Origin of the sequence: Bradyrhizobium sp. R2.2-H (genome assembly GCF_004346455.1) — a bacterium.
GTDB classification, from domain to species: Bacteria; Pseudomonadota; Alphaproteobacteria; order Rhizobiales; family Xanthobacteraceae; genus Bradyrhizobium; species Bradyrhizobium diversitatis.
The window spans coordinates 96,870-120,793 of the sequence record NZ_SMBR01000018.1; the positions used below are offsets into that span (position 1 = coordinate 96,870).

Here is a 23,924-nt window from a genome sequence, read left to right on the forward strand (position 1 = left end):
GAGGACAAGCGTGAATCCAACCAGATTTGGACTGCCGGTCGCGGCTGCCTTGGTGACGGCATTGCTGCCGGGTGCCGCAATGGCGCAGGTCTCCGACGACGTCGTCAAGATCGGCGTGCTCACCGACATGAACGGTCCCGCCTCCGCGCCGACCGGCCAGGGCTCGGTGACGGCGGCGCAGATGGCGATCGACGATTTCGGCGGCACCGTGCTCGGCAAGCCGATCAGCGTCGTGATCGGCGACCACCAGCTCAAGGCCGATATCGGCGCCTCGCTCGCGCGGCGCTGGTACGACGTCGAGCAGGTCGATCTGATCGTCGACGTTCCGGTCTCCGCGGTCGGGCTCGCGGTGCAGAACATCGCCAACGAGAAGAAGCGGCTGTTCATCACCCATTCCACCGGCACCGCCGATTTCCACGGCAAGTTCTGCTCGCCTTACGCGATCCAATGGGTGTTCGACACCCGCGCGCTCGCGGTCGGCACCGCGGATGCGGTGGTCAAGCGCGGCGGCGACAGCTGGTTCTTCATCACCGATGACTACGCCTTCGGCCACTCGCTGGAGCGCGACGCCTCCGCCGTCGTCACCGCCAATGGCGGCAAGGTGCTGGGCTCGGTGCGGCCGCCGCTGGCGACGCCCGACCTCTCCTCCTTCGTGCTGCAGGCGCAGGCCTCCAAGGCCAAGATCATCGGCATTGCCGCCGGTCCCCCCAACAACATGAACGAGATCAAGACCGGCGCCGAGTTCGGCGTGTTCAAGGGCGGCCAGCAGATGGCGGCGCTGCTCGCGCTGATCACCGACATCCACGGCCTCGGCCTGCAGGCGGCGCAAGGCCTGCTCCTGACCACGTCGTTCTACTGGGACATGGACGACAAGACCCGCGAATGGTCGAAGCGCTATTTCGCCAAGATGAACAAGATGCCGTCGATGTGGCAGGCCGGCGTCTATTCCAGCGTGATGCACTATCTCAACGCCATCAAGGCGGCCGGCACCGACGATCCGCTCAAGGTCGCAGCCAAGATGCGGGAGAAGCCGATCGAGGATTTCTTCGCCCGCAACGGAAAACTGCGCGAGGACAATCTGATGGTGCACGACCTCTGGCTGGTGCAGGTGAAGACGCCGGAGGAGAGCAAATATCCGTGGGACTATTACAAGATCCTCACCACGATCTCCGGCGACAAGGCGTTCGGCCCGCCGGACCCCGCGTGCCCGCTGGTGAAAAAATAACGGTCTCGCAAAGCACACAACTCGTCATGCCCGGGCTTGTCCCGGGCATCCACGTCTCTCCTTAATCTCGGTGACGCGTGGATGGCCGGGTCAAGCCCGGCCATGACGGCAGCGGGTGTGGCTGCGTCCTATTTTTTCACCCCGATCTCGCGAAAATACTTCATCACGCCCGGATGGATCAGCTCCAGCCTCGGCGCTGCCGCGACGGTGTTCGCCGCATTGGTCTCGCAGGCCTGGGCGAGCTTCCTGCAGAACGTCGCCTCGACGCCATGCAGCGTCTTCGCGAGGCGGTAGGCGACATCGTCGGGCAGATCCTCGCGCGCGAGGATGAAGCTCCACGACCCCAGCGAAGCAATCGGCTCCGTCTGGTTCGGATAGCTGCCCGCCGGCACGGTGAGCGGCTTGAGGAAGGCGTGCCTGGCGCGGATGCGCGTCATCTCCTCAGTGCTCGGCGCGATGAAGCGCGCGCCTGAGGCGCTCGATGCCACCGCGGCAAAGCCGGGCCAGCCGATGCCGGCGCCCCACAGCGCGGCGACGCGGCCATCCTCGACCATCGCGGGGCCATCGCCGGCGCGGTCGAGATAGATCGCCCTGAAGTCCTCGTCCTGCTTCAGGCCGAGCCCGTCCAGCACATAGCGCGCCAGGATCGGCAGGCCCGAGCCTTTTGCGCCGAACGCGACGGGCTGGCCGACGAGATCGCGGATCGTCCTGTAGGGACTATCCGCGCGCACCACGAACATGCCGGGGTTGGAATAGATCGCCGTGAGGATCTTCAGCCGCACGGGTGCGCGACCGATGCCGGCAAAGGCCTCATAGGCCGGCTCGCCCGCGACCAGCGCGAGATCGAGCTCGCCTTTCTCGAGCAGCGGGATGTTCTCGTTGCTGCCCCTGGTGTTGCGCGGGACGATGGACATCTGCGGATCGGCCGCGTTCATCACCTCGGCAAAGGCGTTGCCATAGAGCGGAAAGCCGCCGCCGGGCGTCGCGGTGCCGAGGCTGATTGTCTGGCTGATCGTCGTGGTCGGAATGGCCGCGCCTCCGGTTTGGGCGGCAGCGGGACTTGCGAGCAGCGCCGCACCGAGAAGGATCATAGCGAATCTCATGGTCGCTCCTGGCAGACCTGCGTCAACACCGACTTGCGACGATATAGGCAGCGACCCGATTTTGTGAAAGCATGCAGCCAACGACAATAAAGCAATGGGAGACGTCATGGTGCGAAATTTGCGTCACGGGTTGTTCGGGCTCGCAATCCTCCTCGGTCTTTTCGGCACCACCCCTCCCGCCTCCGCCGCCTATCCCGACCGCCCGATACATTGGCTGATCGGCTTTTCCGCCGGCGGCCCGGTCGACATCGTCGCGCGGATCATGGCGCAGTGGCTGTCGGAGCGGCTCGGGCAGCAGGTCATCGTCGAGAACCGCACCGGCTCCGGCGGCAACATCGCCGCCGCCGCCGCGATCAATTCGCCGCCGGACGGCTACACGCTGCTGTTCGTCGCGCCCAACAACGCGATCTCGACCTCGCTCTACAAGAAGCTGCCGTTCGACTTCCTGCGCGACACCGTGCCGGTGGCCAGCATCATGCAGCTCACCAACATGCTGGTCGTCTCGAACGCGTTCCCGCCGAAGACGGTGAAGGAGTTCATCGACTACTGCCTCGCCAACCCCGGCAAGATCTCCTATGCCTCCTCCGGGAACGGCACCTCGGTGCACATGTCGGCCGAGCTGTTCAAGGTGATGACGAAGTGCGACATGGTGCACGTGCCCTATCGCGGCTCGGCCATCGCCTTCCCCGACATCATCTCCAACAAGGTGCAGCTGATCTTCGACAATCTGCCCTCGGCGATGGAGCAGGTGAAAGGCGGCACCGTCCGCGCGCTGGGCGTGACCTCGCCGCAACGCTGGCCGAGCGTGCCCGACGTGCCCGCGATCGCCGAGACCGTGCCGGGATTCGAATCGGTCGGCTTCTACGGCATCTCCGCGCCGAAGGGCACCCCGCCCGAAGTGATCGAGATCCTCAACAAGGCCGTCGGCGAAGCGCTGAAGGATCCGAAGCTGGTGGCAAAGCTCGCCGAGACCGGCGGCATCCCCAAGCCGATGACGCCGGCCGAGTTCGGCAAGCTGGTCGCGAGCGAGACCGAGAAGTGGCGCAAGGTGGTCGAGTTCGCCGGGGTGTCGGTGGACTAGGCGGCGCCGCCGCCGCGCCGTGCGCCGGCAACAACGTTGTGAGGGGGCCAACAGGCCTCCTCACAACAAAAGTGCGAAAACAACCCCATGCACAGTAGAAGACCCGAGCAATCGCAGGGGCTTAACGAAGCGTCACGCACAGGCACCCGCCGACCGCCTCGTCCTTTGACTCGTCGGGCAAAACAGTGGCAGAATGCGACTATTCCGAATTCGACGACTATCATCGCGCCGCGCGTTCCGCGCAACCTAGCGCTCCCCTGGATCGCCTTGAAAACGCTTGAGGATTGCACCCCCGCCTCAGGCCCTGTAAACGAACCGCGCACCGTTGCCGGCCGCGATCAAAGCGGCCGCCCCGCGGCGGGGCCTGTAGCTCAATGGTTAGAGCCGGCCGCTCATAACGGTCTGGTTGCAGGTTCGAGTCCTGCCGGGCCCACCACGCTTCGCCCTTCGTGTCGCGCCAAATTTGGTCCGAGTCGTTTCCAAAGGACCGTGACTCGATTTCCCAAGAATCATGAGTCGATTTCGCCGATTTCCAAGAAATCCCGAGTCGATTTTGATGAATGATGTGATTGGCCCCGGCCATTCCCGCCTTCCGGGCGCCGGGTGAGGCCTAGATTAGCAAAAGTGCCGACGAAGTGATAAATCCTCCCTCCCGAAGTGATCCAAGCGAGGAGGGCCATCCTAAGACGCGCCACTCCGCGAATTGGATCGTGCTACGCTAGAAGACTCGGTCCGACCGAATTTCGAGATCGCAGCTTTTGGGCGAAGCTTTGGCGCACTGGCTCGCCTGAGAGATTTTCCGATCTACTAGAATGCGTCCGACAAACGAACGACCGGCGTCTCAAGAAGTAGCGTTTCGCCTTGCCCTAACCCAAGCTTTTGCAGTCGGGTATGTGACATCGCAAATCTTCGACGCTTGATGAACGCTGCTCCCACTATCGACTATAAAAAGCAGCCTGCGCTTTGTCTCTTTCGGATAAGCTCTTCCTATAGAGATGGGCCGTTCCAGGAACTTTTCGACGCTTCTCCGATCGAACATCGGCACCTTGTTCTTCTTAAGCCAGAGCATTGGCCGGACTTTGTTGGCATTCAGCCATTTCATGACGTTCCGGTGTAGCTTATATCCCGAGCGCGCCATGATCTCCGGTAGGAAAATGGCCCTTTTCGCTAGCGCCTCGACATGTCGGCGTTCGAACGGGGTAACCGTTTCTTCGGCACACAGCTTTCCGATGGCAACCAATCTCTGAATAGCAAAAATCGAGCAACCGAGCACAGCGGCCGCGGTCGCAAAGCCGATTCGTGACCGGTCTTGCACTTCCCGCGTCGCGGCCTCATGTCCCTCCGGCGATTCCGGTCCGTGAAGAAAGCCTTTCGGGCGACCAGGAGGCAGGTTGGGCTTCGGCATATCTTGGACTTTGGCTTTCAGAGCCCTCTCGACGTTCTCACGAGCATACACCTTCCACCCGGCCTGCTTGAGTTGGAGGACAGGGTTAAGCCCATGCTTCCCGAGCCACTTCGACGCTTCGCGATAAGTCCGGAATCGGCCGATCCGAACGATCTCTGGCGTGAAGATCGTTTCTTTCGCCAGCTTTTCGACTTCAATACGCTTGAAGGGCGAATTCGCTGGTGCGAGATCGTACTGCTTCAGCTTTCCGACCTTCGCCAAGCGCCAGACCGCTACATCGTTCGTGCCCAACAATTCCGCCGCCTCGAACTTGGACACCCATTCGGCCGATACGGGACCTTCGGTCAGATGTGCCTTGACCAACTTCTGCAACAAGCCCACGTCGCGAACCGCAAGCCGTTCACCCAGCGAACTGGCGGATGGCTTCATGGTGGTCACGGTCAGGCGGCCATCGACGATCGCCGCCACGAGCATTGCCCATGGCACACTTCGGGCCCCGAGCGACCGCAGAGCGACCCTCATCCTGATGGCATCGCCGCCCTTGTCGAGCATTGCATTCTGCGAGATCTTCGTGACCACGGCCTCGACGGAACTCTTTGTGTAGTAGACGGACGATTGCAGAAGCTTGAGCACTGGGCCATCGACACGAACGATGAGTCCAAGCCTTTCGAGTTCTTCGAGGTCCTTCAGATGGACGCCGATCCTAGGTGCAGCCAACGTTCCGGAGATCACCTCCCGCTTCCGCTCCACGATCGGCTTCAGGGCCTTCTCCGAGACTAGGACGGGAGCTTGTTCAAGGTTGTCAAACGTGATCGCCGGAATCACACCGCTTCTGGCGAGAGCGCTAAGCCCCGACCGGTGGACACCGTATTTCTCGGCGAGATAGGCCATCGGCTTCATGTCGGGGTCGCGACGCGATTCGAAATAAGCCGCCACAGCGTCGCCGAGTATCTTTCTCGCTGAAGTACTCAGGTTCGGGTCCATGACGCCGAGCGGCCCGAGTTCGCACAGCCAACCATAGGTTTTCTCGCGGGGCTTGTCGCGACTTTGGCAACGTAGGAAGTCGCCGAACCGGTCGAGGCCCGCACGCCCATCGAGAAGAGCCCGCCCCGCTACTGACAACACCTCGGGCTCAAACTTTTCCCACCCCTCTCCAGACTTCGTTCTTCTGCGGATACCCTTGCGCTCTGCATCCCAGCGTTCGGCGTTTTGCATGCTCGCGAAGTGGACCACAACCTCGAAGATTTCTCCGTTCGACAAGGGGGACCACATTTCTGGCACGAGCCGCCGAGCGGCCTCTTTCTTCCCCGGCGCCGGGTCGATCAAGTTCGTTACAAAATCCAGGGCCTGGGTATCATCGACCTCGACGAGCGGCTGCGGGAAGTCACGCAAATCCACTCCCGGGTACTTCCAGATTGCGCCCAGGAACTCCTCCGGGCGATAGCAATGATCGCAAAAGGCAACTCCGTAGGTGAGTGTCCACCCGAGCAGCTTGCCGCATACCGGGCAGGAATCGATCAAAACTTCCTTTGTGACAGGATCGAACCCGAACAATTTTACAGACCAAAGAGCGCGCATCCATTCACCGATTTTGAGCGCCCGTGGGGAAACGCGACGCCGTTGGGCATCACGATAGAACGCACGAAGCGGCTCTCCGAAGAAATCTATCCTACTACTTTTCCCCTCCAGTCGTGGATGAAACTTTGCCGCCACGCTCGCGACGTCCGCCGTGCCAACGAAATCCGCTATTGTCTTGGCGAGGGCGGGCGAGCGACTGCAAAGGGACTGCGGCGCATGCGTAACGACACCTATCCGATGCAAGGCCCTTAGGGGATTTCGGCGGAAATTGGCCGCAGTGGCTCGCAGAACGAGTCCGCCGAGGCACTCGTCCGGTATCGGATCGACGGGGAAAGCGAATTTCACTTCCGCTAGGCCTTACGCACGCCGGTTGCGAAGGGATTGTAGTCGATGATGCGCGGAATCGCCCACTTGTTCACTGCTGCCTCGAGATGCGAGCGCAAGACGCAGGGGCTTCCAGCCCTCGCGGCTACGACGGCCGCCTGTTCGACAACGCGCGAAACATAGCCGACACGGCCTCCCGACACGACGTACAGGCACGCGGGGATGTCGCCATCGAGAAAGTTGGAGTCCTCCTCGAACATGCCATGCTCCTTCAGCTTCAGGCCGAGCATGCCGCAATACTCGATGAACATCTCGCGCTGAGCGGCGACACCGTAGTCCAAGCGATCAAATGAAATTTCTTCCAAGACCCGGCCGTCGAGCTGGTCGTCGCCGAGCAACAGGGTGCGGGCTTCCGTCACGCCAATGAAAACCATGGGGCACACGCCGCGGATCAGCATGACCTTGAGCGTGTTCGCGATGCCGGCATCGTTTTCATGCCTCTCGGCAAACTTGCTGCGCTGCTTCGTCGGCTTTAGATGCTGAACTTCGTCAACGATGATCAATTCCACTCCTAGCGCAAGGATATGATCGTAGCACAACTTAAGGAGTTGCTGGGTATTGCCTTCCGCTTCGACGTTCAAGGCGCGAAGAATTTCCTCGGCGAGATTCTTGATCGTCGTCACGCCTTCTAAAGTGATATAGACGACGATACGCTGCTTGCTCGCGATCTCTTTACGTTCCACATCCTTGGGAAATAGCCCGCGCTTGATCGCCTCGTCCACGACCCTCGTCTCGAGATACGTCTTCACGCACATGCTCTTGCCGCTATGCGTCGGAGCGAATATCGTGGCGCAACGTTTCGGTTCGTTAGGCGACTCGCGAGTGACCTGTCTCAGATCGTCGAATATATCGTGAGCATCAAGGAGCCTGGCGTTGAATATGCGGATGTCGTTGAAGGCCGACCATATCTTCCCCCTTTTGGACATAGCCCACTAAGCCCCCATTTTCTTTTTGAGAGCCGCCAACCTGGCCAGCGACTCCTCCGTGGTCATCGCGTACGATGCCGCGATCTCACCTCCCTGCTTTTCCGGCTTCTTGACCGGATCGCTCACGCTGGCGCGTTCCGCATCCCTACGGGCTTGGTTCCGGGCACGATACTTGTTGGCTTTCCGCGACGCGGCAGCGCCGCCTCTGCGAGGTGCCTTGTCGCGCAAGCGGTCGTCCTCACGTTCCCGCGCGGGCAAGCCCTGCGGAATATCCGTCGGCTCGGATCCGTCGATCGGTGGCGGCGCCTTCACGCGCACCACGGTGTCGCCGTCGACCAGCTGCGGACGGTCGAGTTCGGCCGCAGTCTTGCGCGCATCACGATACGGGATGAATGGAATCTTCTCCCTGAGCGTGCGGCTGAAGGCCGCCCGCGCGGCGTAACGTTCGTCGTCGGTATGGAACGCCAAATTCCGTTCGTCCCTGAACTTCATGATTTCCGCCGCGGTCTTCCACGAGAGTCCGCTCGAAAATTTCGGATGAATGTTCGGCAGCCTGACATTCTTCTTCTGGACGAAATCCCAAACGTGGATGAAGGAGCAGTCGGACGAATCCCACGTGCATAGCAGGGGAATGGTGCCACTCGACTTTGGTCCTTTCCGCTGATCCCGCTTCTTGGCGAAGCGAAGCAGCCGGTCCAACAATGCAGTTGTGATGACCTGGTCGTGGAAGCGGTGGTTGTGTAACCTGACGCCCTCTGCAGTCAGGAGGACGATGTCGGACCGACCGAGCACCTTGTCCAACTCGGTGACGTCGTCGACAGTCCACCTCCCCTTGTCGAGCAGGCTGGCACGCCATCGAATGGCGGGCACAATCTGCTCCTCCCCGTGCGGCTCGACGTGGTAGATCGTGACGATCGCCGCCCACATCTTGTCGAAGAGCCACTCTTTCGTGTGGATAGCCTTGATCTCAGGATGCAGGTTGAGCGCACTCATCTCGTCTGGCTTGAGCGGAATCCCCTCTTCAAGCCTATGCCACAGCATCGTGTTGAGCGTGCCGAATGCACGCTCGGCGTAGCTCTTGAATTCCCCGGACTTAACGGGCGCCCAGATCACATCGATGCCACATGCTTCGCAGCAGACCTGGAAGCTCATTCCGACAAATTCCCACCCATTGTCGACGATGACCGTACCGGGCTTGCCCCAACCGTCCGTAGCCCCCTTGTGATGTCCGAAGCGATCGATGAGGAAGTTCTTCCTACGAACGACCTGACGCAGGCAGAGGAGAGCCGAATAGACTGACGGATTTTCGTACGTGATGACGGCGCCTACAATCATCCGCGAATAGACGTCTAAGGCGAGGGTCAGCCAAGGACGTTCGACGAGCACCTTCACGCCGTCCTCGTCGTAGATCACGGCCCACGCGTCGATCCTGGTATGATCGATCATCACGAATTCGAGGGCTCTCGTCGCCTTGATCGGACGACCACGACCGATGAAACGACGTCGCGCCCTTTCTTCGCCGTACTTGGCCTTGCAGGACCAGTAGTTTTCGCCCGCGTTGATCCAGAGACGGAGCGTTTCCTTCGACGGGCGGGGAAGCGCTTTCAGATCGAACGAAATCTCCTCGGCGCGCAGATGGGGGAGCCCCCTCTCGCTGCGCGTCTCGTTCAGCTTGGCCACTTCGACCTGGCGTCGTTCGTTTTCCTTTTTCAAGCGATCGTAGAACTCGGCGATGACGCCGCAACGGCGCTCTTCCCGTTTCGCCCAAAACGTCGCGTTCATTTCGACGGCGTATTCGAGGACGCGGTCCGGCCAGCGCTGACCTCCATGCTTCTGCCCGCGCTTGCTCAAGAAGGCGGACAAGGAACGATTCCCGGGCTCGCCGCAGCGCTCGAGCGCGCGAAGCAGCGCACCCGCGGAAGGCGTCCATCCGAAATTGGTGCCCTCCAGCGCGGTCTTGATGAAATCGTTAACGCCCTTGTGACCGTAGCCCGCTGGCGTCTCGTCGTATGCCATCGCCAGGAAGCGAAGAACGCGAGCCTCATCGAGCCGCTTTTTCGCCAGCAAACGCTTCTTCTTTTCCACAGGCTTAATGTTCGGCTCGTCGGGATTGAGCAGGCTCAGGGGGTCGATGTCTTCGATCGCTCCGGCACCGCGGCCCACGACCTGAATGCGGCAAGCGCGGCCGTCGGACCGCATGGTTTCCCATTCATCCGTCGGGATGAACACTTCGAGGTCGGTGGAAGCTCTCACGAACTTCAGAACGCCGTTGGTATATAGTTTCTTGAATTCCAGCGTAACGGGCGCAGGTTCGTCGTTCAGCCAGACGGCATAGGGCTCGTCGACCGTGACATCGAGCAGAGTCAGATCGATATGATCGTCGGCAGCCGGCGGCCCGCCGTTCAGGTCAGGACGCTTCAGTATCTGTATGGCTGTCATGGCAGCGCTTCACCGTCGTCGGCCGGCGGAACGCGGGAATCGTTACCCAATACCAATGTCATGTTGCGCTTGGGATCGCCGCGCCTCTGTAACGCGCGGCACAACCTTCTCGGCGAAGGCCGCCAATCGAGATCGGCACCTTCGAGAATCTCGTCGATGAATCTGGATAACGCCGCATTGCTGCGTGCGACGGGATCGGCGTCGTATCGAGAAACCAAGAACGACAACAATTCAGCCTTCGACAACCTTTCGAGCGCGCGAAACGACATCGGCTTTCCTTTCGGTTCGAGGCAATGGAACGTCACAACAGCGCTCCACCATCGTTCATCAAGCGCACGGTCGGATCACGCTTGATGTCTATCGTCAGATCTATGCTGACCATCCGGCGGACGTGCAACGCCGCGAGCGCGGCACGTCCGGCAGGACCTGCCGCGATCGCCGCCGCCACGGTCGAGTACGGAGCCGAGCCCCCCACCGCCGTCAGCACGTGCACGACGCGGGCGACGTCGATCGCGGTTACCGCGGTCTTCCGATCGAGCCATACTTCGTGACCAGCGGTCCAATCGCCCGCCGTGGGAAGGTCGCGAGAACGAAAGATCGTGAAGAACGAGTAGCCGATGCGACCGTATACGTCCTTCGCCAGCTCGAGCTTGTGCTGGTAATCAGGATCCTTATTCCGACGATCATTGTCCTCTTTCGCTTCAACGACGAGATGGCGGCCGTCGAACGGCGACCCGTCGGGCTTCCACTGCATCGCCGCGAGCCAGAACGGCGCGCCTTTGTTCAATGCGCATACGAACCGTGCATCCGCGATGAGTTCGAAGTCGGGAAAAAAATCGAGAGTCGTTGCAAACCTGGTGACCCTCATCGTCAGCTTGTGCGGTTGGCTCATAAAATACCGCACCGGACTGGCAACCTCGACGATTTCCATGAAAGGGTATTCGACCTTCATGGACTCCCAGGGCAGCGAACGGTGGCCAGCCTTAATGCAAAGCGGACGCCCTGTCGGATGCGGTTCGCGTCCGGTGATCAGCGGGCGTACCGGTCCGCCCGTGTCCGATTCCTGGATGGTTGCGAAGGTTCGTTCGTTGAGAAGCTCGACCTCTCGTTTGAGGATCAGCTTGCGCAAGCCGTTCATATTAAGTGCCCTCACACGCGTACAAACGTTGAATTTCGCGATTATAAAAGGCGTAGTTCCTCCCGTACGTGGCGCAAAGCGTTCGACTTGGTCGACTCCCATGATCTTCCTGCCACGGCGTGAAAGCTTGCCCACTCACCGGCGGGCGGATCGACCCGAACGATGCTTTCGACGGTGCAGGCCAGGCCACTTTCCGATTACCCGCGTGCTCAATGGGCAGCGCCAGCGCTGCTGGATTAATCTCCGTCCGGCATCCAGAGGCAGCGGTCGCGCTCGACTTCTCTAATCGGGGCTGAGGATTCCTTGATCACATCATCACCTCCGCACAACAGAGCTCTATTGCCTTGCCTGCACGCAGGCAAAAGCCTTCACCAGCTTTGGTGGTTCAGCCTTTTTCAAATGACGAGGACGATTAAACTGCCCCGTCGATATTGGCGGCAGCGTTGCTGTGCCTCCGGCCGTGGAACACCGCTTGTTAGGCGCTCCGCATCGCAGGCCAAAGTCTACTGAACGGGCCGCACCTTCGGCAAGGAAAATTATCGGCGGATCAAGGAGTTAAGCAGTCGAATCCTTGAAACCAACTCCAGACCTCACCCCAATGTAAGCCGGTACGGAATGTTCGTTGGCTCACGACCCGATGCAAGGATTCGAATAACTGTCGCGCTAAAAATCTTAAGTTTGCTCGACAGTTACTGATTCGCTTTTATAGAAATCGATCGAGACGATCACCGCATATTTCCTGCTCGGAGGTGCTACGAATCCTTGCGCTATCGACCAGATCTTGCCGCCGGTAACGAATCCGTGAAATGGGGCGCTGATCAAAAGCGATGAATCAAAGAGCGAAGCAGATTGATGGGGCCATGAAATCAGCACGCGTCAATTCCTCGCCCGCTAGCATGGGCGTCGCAAAAAGATCGCGCGATGACGAAGGATTGCCTAGACCGGCTTAATCATTGCGCCCCAACGGACTCAGAACGAACACCACCGTGATCACGCAGCCTCACAGCCGTGTTTGGACTGAGCGGCTGGGGCTCTAGATCCAGTAATAAGAGATTGGCGCAGGCCATCGCCATGATGGCGCGGCTTCCTCGGAAACCAGGCTCTCGGATTTCTTGGATTTGACCCAGTTCCCGTGATTCTCGTTCGGAAAGCAGCTTCTGTATACCCAGCCGGAGTGCGAGCGGCACGTGATGTCGGTTATATAACCAGACCAGTCTTGAGTTGCTGAAACGAGGCTCGCGGCTGAGATCTTCGACGGTTAGAGCCTGCGTCGGAATTTTGAGCTGCCGAATGGCAATCAGCACCAGGCCTCTTATTCTGAGTCTCTGAGCGGTCGAGCGGGAATGATGTCGAGAAGAGTTCGTCCACTCTCGCGCTGGACCACGATAGCGTCGACATCCACACCTTCCGAGACAACGGTAGCACCTCGTATGTACGTCAATTGAGCGAACTGCGGCGTCGAGCGAGAACTGGATCAGGGCATCCCGTATTGCAGGATGTGAAATCGGAATCGCCGCTGCCGTCTTGGTCGAGGTGAATTGCTCGAGCGGGCTTGCGGTTTTATTGTCGAGCATGTTTGTTCTCGAATGCACCGGAATGGTGCGTGGAATATCGTTCCGGTTGGGCGTCGATGCGCGATAGCCTTAAAAGTATCTTCTGGCGCGGCTGTAGTTGCGACGGTGGGAAACTAGCAGCCGAGCACCTTGCTTCGTGCATCTGAGCCAATCGATCCCATTCCTTGGTCCCATGAGGTTCTCAAGACACTGTCCAGGCACTTCGTCTTTGTGCTGTGATCCGCACCCAATTTCGATGAATGCATCGGTTGCTTGGTCATAGCGGCAAGCTGCAATAGATGCGCGACTATCAACTATCTTCTGGACCAGGTGGACGTTCTCAAAGCCAGGCTCAATCGGTGCGACGATTCCGATGGCGTGTACGATGCACCTAGTCACTAAGAACCTCTCGGCTCGATAGAGGCGCCCGGGCGCACCGCATTCCTCACACGTACAATGCGAACATGCCTCGGCCCGGCTAACCGCATCGGCGATCAGGGATTGTGATGAGGTCCCGAGCTTGCCACTCCAATAGAAACGCAGGGTCCCGAGCCTTTGACTAATTTGTCTCGCTACAAACGCGTCTCCTCCTACAATTGCGCCCTCGATCCTCTCGCAGGCACGCTCTAGGAGACCACGCCATCCATCACCGCATCGTGGGTAGGCGCGGGACGCCGCGGCTTTGCCTGGTACCGCATGGAACACTTGCGGATGAGCCTCGATCAAAGCGATTCGCCAATCCCCCATCTGCAGTCTCCCACGAAAATCCCATTCTTATATATCTATATAAATATATAAGTTGTTGCAAGAGGATCAAAAATCGTAATAAATTCAATCCATTACAAGTCGCGCGAGCTGCAGTTTCACGCGCGAGCCTTCGGCGGTGGCCGGAGCAGCGGCCTGCACTTGTGGCGATGTGTTAGGCGTGGGACCTTCCAGCGGTTAAACTGGCAGATGCGAACCTCGGATGATCGAGAAGAAGAAATCGGTGAAGCGAGGACGTAGATCGCCCGTAGGAGATCGCCGCCAATTCCTCATGATGATGGACCCGGAGATCATCAGGGCAATTAAGATGGCTGCCATAGCGGAAGATCGCGCGGCTTGGTCTGTTATGGAGGAAGCAGCGCGGGAGTGGTTGGAGCGGCGAAAGAAGCGATGAGTTTCCGGTAAATCAATCGCGTGAATGCCGATTTGTATTCCGGTCAACTTTGAGCAAGCTCTGCAACGTTGTAGCCGACCGGTCTAGCTTCGGATGGGGTGAACCCCTTCTCGTTTAGCACTGAAGTAAATGGTCAGAGCGGCCCACTCATAAGCGTATGGATGTGGGTTCGAGCTCCGCCCGGCCAGCGGAAAGCGGTTCGTATATGCGGACACTTTGAAAACGACTCGATTTCCGCTTTAAGAACGACTCGATTTCCGCTTTAAGAACGACTCGATTTCGTTTTGAAAACAACTCGATCTGAGATCCTCCTGACAGCACTGGCGAATTTCCCTCGTTTTTTTCGTCACTTTTTGAGCTTGAGAAAAAGTCAGGGGGGTCTAATCAGACTCTCGCCGTCCTCCGCACTTGCGCAATTGGTGCAATCACCGATCGAGGAAGTCATGAAGCATCCAGCGACAGAGTACGTGTTCCATCAGCAGGAAGTCGGCGGCGTCACGTTCCGAGCCGTCGTGGAGACTGGCCGGGTCGTGCTGCAGATGCGGAATTCGAGCGGTCGCGAGGTCAGCGTCGATCTCATCGGGAAGGCATTCGCGCTCCCGTGCCTTTGCTACGCCGAAGGTGGCTGGAAGCGCCGTGGGAGTTTGTCAGGACCGCCCGGGTGGGCCGTTTGCCACGATACCGCCCGGGAGCCGCGGATGTTTCTCGGGCACCTTCACACCGACGACGTGCGGCTTCTGGCGCACGAATTCGGCCTCCACAACCTGGAGAGCCTCGACCATCAGGTGGCATTCGAGGATTCAATCGCTGGACAAACATTGAAGCAGATCATGCTCCACGATCCGATCCGCGCTGCGGTTTTCCGAAGGGAGGACGCATCGCTTGATCACTGGGCCGAGCAGGTCGTTTCCGAGGAGCCGGCGCGGCCGGGGATGTCGGAAGTTATGTTTGGGCTTTAGCTGATCAGAGGACGATCGTCGCGTAGCTGCCCCACCCTTCGGCTACACAGTGGCCAAGCTCATGCGCTATTGATCGTCAGCAACTATTTGACGGAACTGATAATGGTCTGCCGAGACTAGCCACCTAGGGAATGCTCGCGATGTTTCTGGGCTTGGAGCAACAAACCGGCCTCGTTTACGAAGGGTCCGATGGTCCCACGCGACCTATCGTGCCGTTTCCGATCGTGACGCAAGCCAAGCTGATCAAATCGGAAGGCGACTGGAACGATTTGACTTTGGGTCTCCCGGATTCTCCGACCTCTTGGGTCTTTCGCGAGGATACATTTGACCCAGTAGCCCGCACGCGCCGCGGAAGGCTTTACGAATCCCAACCGACACAACCCACTACTCATCGTGTGGTCCCGCATCCGCACGAAGACCCGTCTGGCCGGAGCGCAGGAGCTGGCGGCCGAACCTCCAAAAACCTTTTTGTCTACAAGTCGTGCAGAGCACTTTTGTCAGAACCTCACCAAGGCAAGGGGCTAAAGATTGCTCTTGGTACGCGTAGCGCAGCTTCGGCCTGGCGTATCATTCAGGCTGAGGTGGTCGCCAACGGGGACGTAATGGTTACGCTAAAGGCCCTCTCAGCCTTCGGCATCTTGCCGGAAATTAACCTTGCCAAGATTTCCGAAAATTTCAGGAAGCCCGTCCAGCAAGCAATGGACAGAGCCCTCGATTCCGCCTTCAGAGAAACGCCCGTCTCGGTTATCGATCAGTGCCGAAATGCTCTCACAGTCATTCTATCTCGATGGCTTGTCGATCAGGGGCATGATCAATCGATCCTCAGAGAAGATCTCGGCAGGGTAGTCGATGCAATCAGCAAAGCGCCGTACGAAAGGGGCTGCGTTGGCCTGGTAGGGAAGCTCGTTGCCCGGCTTCACAGCCGCGGTAAGGGCAATGAAGTGCATGCTAGAAGCCTACGCGATCCCGTCGAAGAGGACGCCGAATTGGCACTCCACGTCCTGGGTTTTGCCATCCGCGACATCGACTGGGCAGAACCATGAGAACGGGTGGCCGATCCGCCCATGGTCCTGCCTCCAAGTCTTCGTTCCAGGCACTTACAGGGTGCTAGTTGGCTGGAAAGTACATTGAACTTTTACGAATCCGATGTATTTAGTCTTTAGGCATTGCCTGCAGGTCTTCCGTATGGGGGCCGCAACAAAGGTCGGGGTCAAACCCGACCTTTGTTGTTTCTGGCGGCCGTAACCAGCTCAAAACAATAGGTTTTTACGCCGAGGATCCCGGCGTGCTCGGATGCCACCTGACTGGTCACCAGGCGGCCAGACTCCGCCAAGCGGCGGTAGAGACCGAATTTCCGGTCGTAGCTGCCGCGGGCGATGGCGTACACGTAGGTGTCGGCGACCTGCATCAGCCGATTGGACTTGTCCTTACCTTCGATGTCCAGCAGCAGATGTTGGAACTCAGCTGCCGAGAGCGGCAGATACTTGGCTGAGTTCTGAGCGTCAAAGCCCATCCCGTAGTCTTTGACGTTGTAAAAGTAGCCCTCGATCATCTCGTTCGTCGCTGGATCGGCCATCTCGTAGAAAACCTTCAGGCGCCGTCCCTGCTGCTTGGCGAGCTTGGCCGCCCGCTCCACGACGATATCGAAGGCGCTCCGGCACAGCAGCCACTTGGAGTCGCCGTCCCGCTTTCCGTATCCCCGAGCCACGTATCCAGGCCGGTCGATCACGCAGGCCGTGCCAGCGACCGGAATGCCGGCCAGAAATGTCCGATAGCCCGACCAAAACCTGTCTCTGTCGATCCCGGAAAGCCTGCCGATCCATGCAAACTTTTTCTTCTCCGACCGCATGTCAGTGAGGTGGAGAGGTGCCGTGATCTGCGGCCATTGCTTCTTGAAGGCCGCGAGCGCGGCCTTGACGGCGTCTTCGTCCTCCGCCTTCACCAGGATCCCGCCGATGGCGAACCAATCGTTGCCGTGCTTGGTCTGGACGGCCGCACGGTCCGGATGGCGCGGTCCGGTTTCGTCCAAATACAGGTGAAGCAGCGGCTGCTTGGGGTTCGATGCTGTCGGCATGGCTTCAGCGATACCATTGGTGCGGTTGCATTTCCATGCACCACTCGATGGCGACGACATGCCGGAAATCTGTTGATGTTATCACGGGACACTTGGTCGCGCATTTGGAGTCGATTGAATGGACGGCTGCGCGCGCTGTTCGGTGGCGAAGGATTTGTCGATCTTCGCATTTGCTAGGGAGGGCTGCGGATCCAGAGCCTCCTGCTCCAGGTGGCGCACATCCGATCCGAAGGCCAGCCACTCCGCCAGCTCGCGGATCGCGCTTTCGGACCTCGCGATCGATATCAAGCTCGGATCCGCATCCGCCGGCTGGCCAGATTTCTCGGCGAGCTCCTTGGTCATCAAGTGCGGCCGCGGCCCGCGGGGCAGGCTCTCTTCCAAATACCTGAAAATGCGCACGCCGCCGGCGTCCACGTCGCCCCAATGAAGGAACGGCACGTCGGTCGCCACCGTCGCCAGAACCTTCGACAGAAGCTCGACCACTCCGGCAGCGGGGAAGCCGCCGGTGTACACGACCAGGCTGCCGTCCTCGATCTCGCGGACCTGCCGATTAAAGCTTGCGTAGTTCTCGATCGTCAGCACCGCCGTTGGCCGCTCCAAGACAGACAGTTGTGAGATCATCTCCGGATGGATCGAAACGAACGGCTTGGCGCGGCCGTCGACCAGGAACTCGCTGGCTCCGGTCACGGCAACAGGCCCTTTCAAGTGGACCGGATGGCTGAAGCGCTCCAGCCCGATGTGCGCCCAGACCACGTCCGCCGCTGCGCCGGGCTGTCCGATACGGACGCCGAGCACGGCGGCGAGCCGCGAAGCGTGCCGATCGAAGGCCTTCGTGTCGTTCGTTGCCTTTTGGGAGAAGGTTCGCGCATCCAATCCTTGAGCCTCCTGTCGGGATATGGACGACAGCAGCGTGAAGAACTCCTTGGCCGCATCGGCTTGGCCGGCCGTCAGGCGGTACGCGGCTTCACCACGCGCCCACCTCTCGCTCATCTCATCCAGAAGGCCAGCCACCCAAGGCTCACCGGTCACAGCGATCGGGAGTAATTCGCTCCTGAGGCGCTGGGCGGTCGCCGGCGCGGTCGGACGCCCGAGGTGTCTTGCGAGCAGTTCAGAGTCGCGAACGCGGACCCGCTCGATCAGGTGGCTCCGGTCCCTCTTGCCGCGTAGCACTTCGACAGCGCCGAACTTCTCCGCCGCTGCCATCTGATCGTGGAAGCGGCTCACCTGCTGCGCGGTCGACAGGCGGTCGTAATCCGGAGCTGCGGAAGCCGGTCGGGAGCGATCGGGGTTACGCTCGCTGCGCTCGAGCAGAAGCCCGAGAAGCTCGACGCCGGCGTCCGCTGTGCGAAGGTCGATCATTCCGCCGCCTGGTCCTGCGGGATAGCCGCAGCTTTCTCAGCCGCGATGCGCTCGGATTTGAAGACGTCGAAGCCCTTCCGGTAGGGATCGGCGGCAACGACCGCGTCGCGAGCCATCTCGGTCGGAAATTCGGTGTCGATCATCACCTGATTGCCTAGGCGGTTCACGTTGACCACGGTGTCGACCACTTCCATGAAGACGTGCCGCTTTTCGTCTGGGGTGGCGAGCATGACTTGGAGGCCCAAAGCACGCATGAATTCCGAGCACTGGCCGATTGCCTTGGTGTCCAGGCGGTTAAAGGCCTCGTCGAAGATGGCGAGCGAGAGCCCGCTCTCGCCGGTGCGTCGGTTCTGGTACGTGGCAGCCAAAGAGGCCCCTATGGCGATATAAAACGGCAGTTGCCCTTCGCCTCCGGATCCCGTGCCGGCCCGGCTCGTCAGCGACGAGCGGATCTTGCCCTCCGCGTCCTGGATGTAGAGTTCGAAATTGAAATACTTGCGCGGGTCCTCGATATCTTCGGTCCGTGCCTCCGGGTTCGCCAAAATCTCCTCGATCTGGCGGACCGCCCGCATCATGGGGGAAGTCGCGTCCCCGGTGCGATCCCCGAAGAGAGGCAGATTGAATTCTGGCTTCCTGGACTCTTCGACGAGCTCGATCATGTCGACATGGGTCGGGGCCTCCAGCGCCTTGAACGAGTAGTAGTCCCGCCCGTGAAATTGTCGGTCCTTCAGGTGACGGTTGAGCTCATTCAGCGTGGTCTTAATGCCCGTAAAGGCGTCGTCCAGACGGTGCAGAAGGTCGTCTCGGAACGCCGAGGTCATCTCGGTCGCGGCGTTCCGGCACTGCTCCTCGTACTGGACCAATTCGTGGGTATCGAGACGTTGCTTTTCGACCGCAGCCCACTGCTCGACCGCCGCAGGCGTCGCTTCTTCGGCGGTGAACGGTGGCACGACATGGAAGTCCTGACCGTGCTTGTTCATCGCATTGGTCATTTCGCGCATGAGCGTGGAGCGACGAGTCGTGGACCTAGTCTCCCTGTCCGCTGTGAGGCCCGCGATACCGGCCGCGATCGATTCGGTGGCCATCTCGGTCACCTTCGTCCGGTAGTCGCGCAAGTCTGTCGACTGCGGGAATCCGTCCCGCATCTGGCGTGCGCGGGCACGCCGCGCCGCGGCCAAGACATCGCGATTCTTTTGCATGTAGTCGTCATACGCGCCCTCGGCGCGGTCTCGCGCGCTTTGCGCAGCGTGAAAGGCTTGTTGGGTCTCTGACTTCACCCGAGTTGCTGTCTTGAGCTCGATAACAAGGCGCTCCAGTTCCGTGACAAGCTTCGGATCGCGATTCCGCCTGGCATCCTCGATGTTCTTCCCGATGTCCTCCAGCTTCCGATCGAAGGCAACCAGAGTTGCGCCGCTCTCGAGGCACGTCAGACCAGCGCTCCGCATCGCCTTGAATTGCCCGAACATGCCCTCAAACAAACGGGCGTCTTCTTCCGCCCTCCGGACATCGCCGGCCGATTGGGCAAGCTCCTGCTCCAACTGCTGCCGTTCGGCCAGGAGCTGTTGGCGCATCTGGTCCTGCGTGGCGCGACCGAGTTTCAGGTAGCGGGGCTTCTGCAGCCGCCGGACCGTACGCCCGCCCTGCATCATCAAGTCCGGGGTAATGGCGTTCTCAGCGGCCACCATCCTGTCCATTGCCTCGACCAACATTAGGTGGCCGATTCGATAGTTGAGAAAGGCTCTGGCGTGACGGTTTTCTGTGCTGATGATCTGCGCCAGAGAGCCCTTCTCGGCCGGCCGAGTATTGTCAGTCTTGGTAGTATTGATGACCTCGGCATCCGTGTACGAATGCTCTCCGCCTTCCCGGAAGATCTCGAGCGCGCGCACCGCCCTCGATGGCTCGACGATCAAGGCTTCCCGGGAACGACCAAGTACGGCCTCGGCCGCCATCCGCCATTTATCGTCACGTATCTCGACGACTTCGCACAGCGGGGTAGCCTCAATACCGTGGGAGGCGAGCTGCCTGATGAGATCCCTGGTGCCGCCCTCGATGGGACTTAACCCTTGCTCCATCCGCTTCAGATTGCTGTCGATCAGTTCGATGCGGTCCTGCAGGGCCTTGGTCGCCATTCGCGCGTGGAAATGGGCATCCGAAAACGTCTTTCGAGCCGCCTCAAGTCGCTCCGGATCGACCGCGACAAGGGCCGCATCCAGGTGCGATGCACTGTCCTTCCAGTCTTCCGGCAGCGGCTTATCCCACTCTGAGAGCGGAGCCCTTCCTCGAGCGACAACGACTGCGCTCAACAGCGCGTGCAAGAGATCGTCGCGGCGGACCAGTAGATTGAGCTCCACCGCCCTCTTGATGGAAGCGACGAGGCTATCGATCTCCTTGACCGGCGCCATGGCGTTGGCCCGCTGGCCCAAAGTCAGATTCCTGTCCGATTCATACATCAGGGCAAGCTGTTCGCCGTCGCTAGTCTTGATCGAGAGCTCCACGTTCTTGTGCTCGACGTCGAGCGTGGCATGCCGGGTTGCGGCCCGGGTCGCCTCGACCTCTGCGTTGCTCGCAGCGGCCCGAAGCAAAACCAGAGCCTCTTCTTGGCGCCGAGCGTCGCGCCGAAATCTCTCCCATTCCAAGCGAGCGATCTGCCAGCCGCTGGTCGCGATGATCCGCTCGTTTTCGACGGCGCGGGCTACAATGCGGAGGATCCCGGCGAGGCTCGCGCTCTGGGCCTTCAACTCCTCGATGCGGCGAGTCAGCGAACGCCAATGCTCGATGCCCCGCCGCAGCCTGTCGACCTGAATCGGCTGAACATCGAGAACATAGTTCCGCACGAACTCGGTCGGGTTGTCCACGGGCTTCAGCAACAGCGCATTCCGGAACGCCCTCTGGAAGCGCCTAGGGTCGAGCGGGAAGCCTGACGGCGACAAGGCCCTGAGCGACTCCGCCACGAATTCCGTCGCACTCGAGAACGCGTCGTCGACTTCGATCTTTCGTGCGCGCAAGCCGTTGCGCACGGCGTGCCACTGTAGCGCCTCGACCTCGTCATCGCCGACGCCAACGAGAATATCGTCCTTGGTCAGCGCCCCCTTGGCGATGAAGCGCGCCTCGCACGCCTCCTCGCTCCTCGATGCCGATGCCGAAAATGCCACCCCAAGGCTCACTGCCGAACCGTCGGCCAGATCCTCGAAGACCAAGACGACGTAGGTGTAGGCATGCTGGCGCGTCGGCTCCGAGCGCTCGCCCTTCTCGTCGAGCGAGACCACGCCGAGGCAGTAGTCACGCAGCGTGCGCTTGCTCCTGACGTTACTCTGGGCGCTCGGATTGAACCGGATGCTGGCCATGCTTGCGCCGGAGAGCACGGTCTGAACGGCGTCGATGATCGCCGATTTTCCCGCGCCGTTCGGGCCGATGATTGCGGTCATGCCGCGCATGTCTACCTGCTGCGCGCGGAACAGGTACCAATCGATCAGGATGATGCGACGGAGTTCGATCACGCCTGCACCTCGCTCGCGGCGTCGGCCTTTGCCGTCGCCGCGGTGGAGCGCGACACGAACTCCTCCAGAGAGCCAAGGGTGTCTTTGGAGACAACGATCGGCAGGGCCGGCCGCAGGAATAGGGTGAAGTTCCGGTCGTCACGATCCTCGATCCGGACGAGGCCGCGCTGCCTGAAGCCAGCCAGGATTTCCTTGACCCTCCCGAAATTCGGCCGCTCGCGATGCGTCCGGTCCTCGTAGATCTGGAGGATCTGCTCGCTCTCGACCTCCACCTCGCCGAATTCCTTGGCCTCGAACCGCGTAAAGGCCTCTTCGTAGTGGAGCCGCAAGACCAACAGCAGCAGACTCTCGTCGAGCTTCATGCTCTGACGGGGAGGCAGCTCATTCGCCACCAGGCCGACATAACCGTCGTTCGGCCTCCCGACTACGCGGTAGCCGAGCGCGTCGAACAGATTCTCGAAATAGCCCATGTAGCGGCGGAGCACCTCGTAGGAGGTCTTCATGCCCCAGTCGTTCTCGTAAATGAACTGAGCGCGCCAAAGGGCTTGCGCCGCCTGTCGCAACTCCTTCTGCAGATGATCGCCATCCTGACCTTCGGAGTCCGCATCGTCGATGATTTTGGAGAGATCACGCAGCATCGGCCGTGGTCTTCGTTCTCTCGATCCGGAAGGCGGTCACGTCGATCCAGTCGTTGGCGGTACGCGCGTTCTCCAGCGTGATCGTGAATTCGCCCAGGCGCACGGACCGGCCAACCGCCGCCAAGTTGGGAAGGGCGCGGTAGGCGAAGAAGTCCGGAATGCTCTCGATCGCGATCTCGGCAGAGGACAGAACATCCCGACCTTGCATCTGCCGGCGAGCGAACTCGAGTAGCTTCTGGTCCGACACGCGCACCATCCGATCGAACTCGGTCGTGGCTTGGACGTAAGCGCGGAGATAGGGATCCTGTTTCGGCACCTTGAAGCGCGTCCGCTCCGGCGGAGCCTTCGGCGGCGGCGGGGTGTACAACGCAAGCGAGGTGATCGGCAGGCCGACATCCGGCGACCTCAGACGGATCTCCACCTCATCGCTGCCGATCTTCGAGAGCTGCTCGATCAGCCGGACGATCCGTTCCGCCGACCCCTCTCCCATGACGTCCATGTAGTGGACAGTCGTGCGGATGCGGCGTTCGAGGCGGTCTCGGAAATCCTCGATCTTGTCCATGAAGGGACCGACGTCCTCAAAGACGCTCTTGATCTTTCCGAGCTCCGCGATGACGCGCTCTTCGGCCGTAACGATCGTGGCGCCAGGGGCCATGACCCCCTGCTCGATGTAAGCGCGCGAGATCTTGCCGATGACCCCGGCGTCCGCGAGCATGTCGGCCGCCAGAGAGGCGATGGTGCGGCGGTGACGGTACGGGTTGTTGGACGTCTTGAGCTGCTTGTAGTCGGCGATCAGCAGTCCGTCGACGAAGTCCTGGAAGAACGTGCGAAGGATAGCAGCCGCATTAGGGTTGCCCAGAATTCGATCCTCGACCTCGCGCATGCCGGCCAGGATGCGTCGCATGCTGCGGGCGAACCGAGCAGCCGTGTCGTGCGCGTTGGCGAGACCTTGGGCCATGGTCTCCGGCTCTCGGAACGCAGCCTCCAGGTTGTTCTTGACGTCGACCACCGCTCCGGCGACACGGACCCGGCTGTTGCCAAAGTCGGTGATCGCCCCCAGCACCATGAATGCGTCCGGGTTCATGTCGACGTAGGTGCGCCACTTCTCGATCTCTTCCGTGAGCCAGCCGGTATCGCGCAGGCGGTAGTAGGCCAGATAATGGGCCTGGCTCGTGGTCTGATCCTCATCCGGATCTCCCTCGGTGAGATCGCCCATCGATCCGATGCCGAAGTCGGACAGTCCGATCTCGATCTGCTTGACGACCTCTTCCCTGAGCGGGGTCTCAAGAATGCGAGCGGAATAGACCCGGTCGTACAGCCGCATGAGCAGGCGGGCATAGACGTGCTTTTTCGGCCCGGACAAGGGCTTGAACAGGGTCTCCGGAAGGTAACCAAACAGCTTCATC

Annotated in this window: 17 protein-coding genes and 1 tRNA gene; 6 read left to right on the forward strand and 12 right to left on the reverse strand. The window is 60.3% G+C overall.

What is annotated here, in order from left to right; all coding sequences use genetic code 11:
- Positions 1 to 10 precede the first annotated feature (10 nt).
- Positions 11 to 1,225: an ABC transporter substrate-binding protein gene (locus tag EDE08_RS33590; RefSeq protein WP_131873665.1), complete on the forward strand. Its 1,215-nt coding sequence runs from the start codon at positions 11 to 13 to the stop codon at positions 1,223 to 1,225.
- A gap of 128 nt (positions 1,226 to 1,353) precedes the next feature.
- On the opposite strand, the gene EDE08_RS33600 is transcribed toward EDE08_RS33590, so the two are convergent.
- On the reverse strand, positions 1,354 to 2,328 hold the full coding sequence (locus EDE08_RS33600) for a TAXI family TRAP transporter solute-binding subunit (protein ID WP_131873661.1): 975 nt from the start codon (positions 2,326 to 2,328) through the stop codon (positions 1,354 to 1,356).
- A 106-nt stretch (positions 2,329 to 2,434) separates the two neighbouring features.
- Here EDE08_RS33600 and EDE08_RS33605 point away from each other — a divergent pair, with 106 nt between their 5' ends.
- Both EDE08_RS33605 and EDE08_RS33610 read left to right on the forward strand, forming a co-directional pair.
- Positions 2,435 to 3,409, forward strand: a complete 975-nt coding sequence (locus EDE08_RS33605; RefSeq protein ID WP_131873659.1) for a Bug family tripartite tricarboxylate transporter substrate binding protein — start codon at positions 2,435 to 2,437, stop codon at positions 3,407 to 3,409.
- A 360-nt stretch (positions 3,410 to 3,769) separates the two neighbouring features.
- Positions 3,770 to 3,845: transfer RNA gene (locus EDE08_RS33610), tRNA-Ile, on the forward strand.
- A gap of 405 nt (positions 3,846 to 4,250) precedes the next feature.
- Here the strand turns inward: EDE08_RS33610 and EDE08_RS33615 are convergent.
- The 6 genes from EDE08_RS33615 to EDE08_RS33640 all read right to left on the reverse strand — a co-directional run bounded on the left by EDE08_RS33615 (position 4,251) and on the right by EDE08_RS33640 (position 12,583).
- Complete coding sequence (locus EDE08_RS33615) at positions 4,251 to 6,737, reverse strand: hypothetical protein (protein ID WP_131873657.1); 2,487 nt, start codon at positions 6,735 to 6,737, stop codon at positions 4,251 to 4,253.
- Positions 6,738 to 6,742: 5 nt separating this feature from the next.
- On the reverse strand, positions 6,743 to 7,702 hold the full coding sequence (locus tag EDE08_RS33620; RefSeq protein ID WP_131873655.1) for an ATP-binding protein: 960 nt from the start codon (positions 7,700 to 7,702) through the stop codon (positions 6,743 to 6,745).
- A 6-nt stretch (positions 7,703 to 7,708) separates the two neighbouring features.
- Positions 7,709 to 10,141: an integrase catalytic domain-containing protein gene (locus EDE08_RS33625; protein ID WP_131873654.1), complete on the reverse strand. Its 2,433-nt coding sequence runs from the start codon at positions 10,139 to 10,141 to the stop codon at positions 7,709 to 7,711.
- Positions 10,138 to 10,410 (reverse strand): hypothetical protein, encoded by a 273-nt coding sequence (locus EDE08_RS33630; RefSeq protein WP_131873652.1) that lies wholly within the window; start codon positions 10,408 to 10,410, stop codon positions 10,138 to 10,140. Before EDE08_RS33630 ends, EDE08_RS33625 begins: the two co-directional genes overlap by 4 nt.
- Before the next feature lie 32 nt (positions 10,411 to 10,442).
- Positions 10,443 to 11,279 (reverse strand): hypothetical protein, encoded by an 837-nt coding sequence (locus tag EDE08_RS38720; protein ID WP_165936315.1) that lies wholly within the window; start codon positions 11,277 to 11,279, stop codon positions 10,443 to 10,445.
- Between the two features lie 950 nt (positions 11,280 to 12,229).
- Complete coding sequence (locus EDE08_RS33640) at positions 12,230 to 12,583, reverse strand: hypothetical protein (RefSeq protein ID WP_131873648.1); 354 nt, start codon at positions 12,581 to 12,583, stop codon at positions 12,230 to 12,232.
- Positions 12,584 to 13,799: 1,216 nt separating this feature from the next.
- On the opposite strand from EDE08_RS33640, the gene EDE08_RS33645 reads away from it, so the two are divergent.
- The 3 genes from EDE08_RS33645 (at position 13,800) to EDE08_RS33655 (ending at position 15,993) form a co-directional block, all read left to right on the forward strand.
- Positions 13,800 to 13,991 (forward strand): hypothetical protein, encoded by a 192-nt coding sequence (locus EDE08_RS33645; RefSeq protein WP_131873646.1) that lies wholly within the window; start codon positions 13,800 to 13,802, stop codon positions 13,989 to 13,991.
- Between the two features lie 443 nt (positions 13,992 to 14,434).
- Complete coding sequence (locus EDE08_RS38725) at positions 14,435 to 14,950, forward strand: hypothetical protein (RefSeq protein WP_165936316.1); 516 nt, start codon at positions 14,435 to 14,437, stop codon at positions 14,948 to 14,950.
- A 140-nt stretch (positions 14,951 to 15,090) separates the two neighbouring features.
- Positions 15,091 to 15,993 (forward strand): hypothetical protein, encoded by a 903-nt coding sequence (locus tag EDE08_RS33655; RefSeq protein WP_131873644.1) that lies wholly within the window; start codon positions 15,091 to 15,093, stop codon positions 15,991 to 15,993.
- A 167-nt stretch (positions 15,994 to 16,160) separates the two neighbouring features.
- Here EDE08_RS33655 and EDE08_RS33660 read toward each other — a convergent pair whose 3' ends face one another.
- The 5 genes from EDE08_RS33660 to EDE08_RS38730 are packed head-to-tail and all read right to left on the reverse strand — an operon-like array spanning position 16,161 to position 23,923.
- Positions 16,161 to 17,084, reverse strand: a complete 924-nt coding sequence (locus EDE08_RS33660; RefSeq protein ID WP_131873642.1) for a DUF3800 domain-containing protein — start codon at positions 17,082 to 17,084, stop codon at positions 16,161 to 16,163.
- A 21-nt stretch (positions 17,085 to 17,105) separates the two neighbouring features.
- Positions 17,106 to 18,383, reverse strand: a complete 1,278-nt coding sequence (locus EDE08_RS33665) for a Wadjet anti-phage system protein JetD domain-containing protein (RefSeq protein WP_131873640.1) — start codon at positions 18,381 to 18,383, stop codon at positions 17,106 to 17,108.
- Positions 18,380 to 21,880 carry an SbcC/MukB-like Walker B domain-containing protein gene (locus EDE08_RS33670; protein WP_131873638.1) on the reverse strand — a complete coding sequence of 1,167 codons (3,501 nt, stop codon included), beginning with the start codon at positions 21,878 to 21,880 and terminating at the stop codon, positions 18,380 to 18,382. The genes EDE08_RS33665 and EDE08_RS33670 overlap by 4 nt, the downstream gene beginning before the upstream one ends.
- A complete protein-coding gene (locus tag EDE08_RS33675; RefSeq protein ID WP_131873636.1) occupies positions 21,877 to 22,518 on the reverse strand; it encodes a DUF4194 domain-containing protein in 642 nt (213 codons plus the stop codon). The genes EDE08_RS33670 and EDE08_RS33675 overlap by 4 nt, the downstream gene beginning before the upstream one ends.
- On the reverse strand, positions 22,508 to 23,923 hold the full coding sequence (locus tag EDE08_RS38730) for a Wadjet anti-phage system protein JetA family protein (protein ID WP_165936317.1): 1,416 nt from the start codon (positions 23,921 to 23,923) through the stop codon (positions 22,508 to 22,510). Before EDE08_RS38730 ends, EDE08_RS33675 begins: the two co-directional genes overlap by 11 nt.
- Position 23,924: the final 1 nt, after the last annotated feature.

Excerpts from the sequence above, each read along its gene's own strand:
- EDE08_RS33600 (WP_131873661.1), bottom strand. The coding sequence starts at position 2,328 with ATGAGATTCGCTATGATCCTTCTCGGTGCGGCGCTGCTCGCAAGTCCC.
- EDE08_RS33630 (WP_131873652.1), bottom strand. The coding sequence starts at position 10,410 with ATGTCGTTTCGCGCGCTCGAAAGGTTGTCGAAGGCTGAATTGTTGTCG.
- EDE08_RS33645 (WP_131873646.1), top strand. The coding sequence starts at position 13,800 with ATGATCGAGAAGAAGAAATCGGTGAAGCGAGGACGTAGATCGCCCGTA.
- EDE08_RS33620 (WP_131873655.1), bottom strand. The coding sequence starts at position 7,702 with ATGTCCAAAAGGGGGAAGATATGGTCGGCCTTCAACGACATCCGCATA.
- EDE08_RS33655 (WP_131873644.1), top strand. The coding sequence starts at position 15,091 with ATGTTTCTGGGCTTGGAGCAACAAACCGGCCTCGTTTACGAAGGGTCC.
- EDE08_RS33660 (WP_131873642.1), bottom strand. The coding sequence starts at position 17,084 with ATGTCGTCGCCATCGAGTGGTGCATGGAAATGCAACCGCACCAATGGT.
- EDE08_RS38730 (WP_165936317.1), bottom strand. The coding sequence starts at position 23,923 with ATGAAGCTGTTTGGTTACCTTCCGGAGACCCTGTTCAAGCCCTTGTCC.
- EDE08_RS33675 (WP_131873636.1), bottom strand. The coding sequence starts at position 22,518 with ATGCTGCGTGATCTCTCCAAAATCATCGACGATGCGGACTCCGAAGGT.
- EDE08_RS33665 (WP_131873640.1), bottom strand. The coding sequence starts at position 18,383 with ATGATCGACCTTCGCACAGCGGACGCCGGCGTCGAGCTTCTCGGGCTT.
- EDE08_RS38720 (WP_165936315.1), bottom strand. The coding sequence starts at position 11,279 with ATGAACGGCTTGCGCAAGCTGATCCTCAAACGAGAGGTCGAGCTTCTC.
- EDE08_RS33625 (WP_131873654.1), bottom strand. The coding sequence starts at position 10,141 with ATGACAGCCATACAGATACTGAAGCGTCCTGACCTGAACGGCGGGCCG.
- EDE08_RS33605 (WP_131873659.1), top strand. The coding sequence starts at position 2,435 with ATGGTGCGAAATTTGCGTCACGGGTTGTTCGGGCTCGCAATCCTCCTC.
- EDE08_RS38725 (WP_165936316.1), top strand. The coding sequence starts at position 14,435 with ATGAAGCATCCAGCGACAGAGTACGTGTTCCATCAGCAGGAAGTCGGC.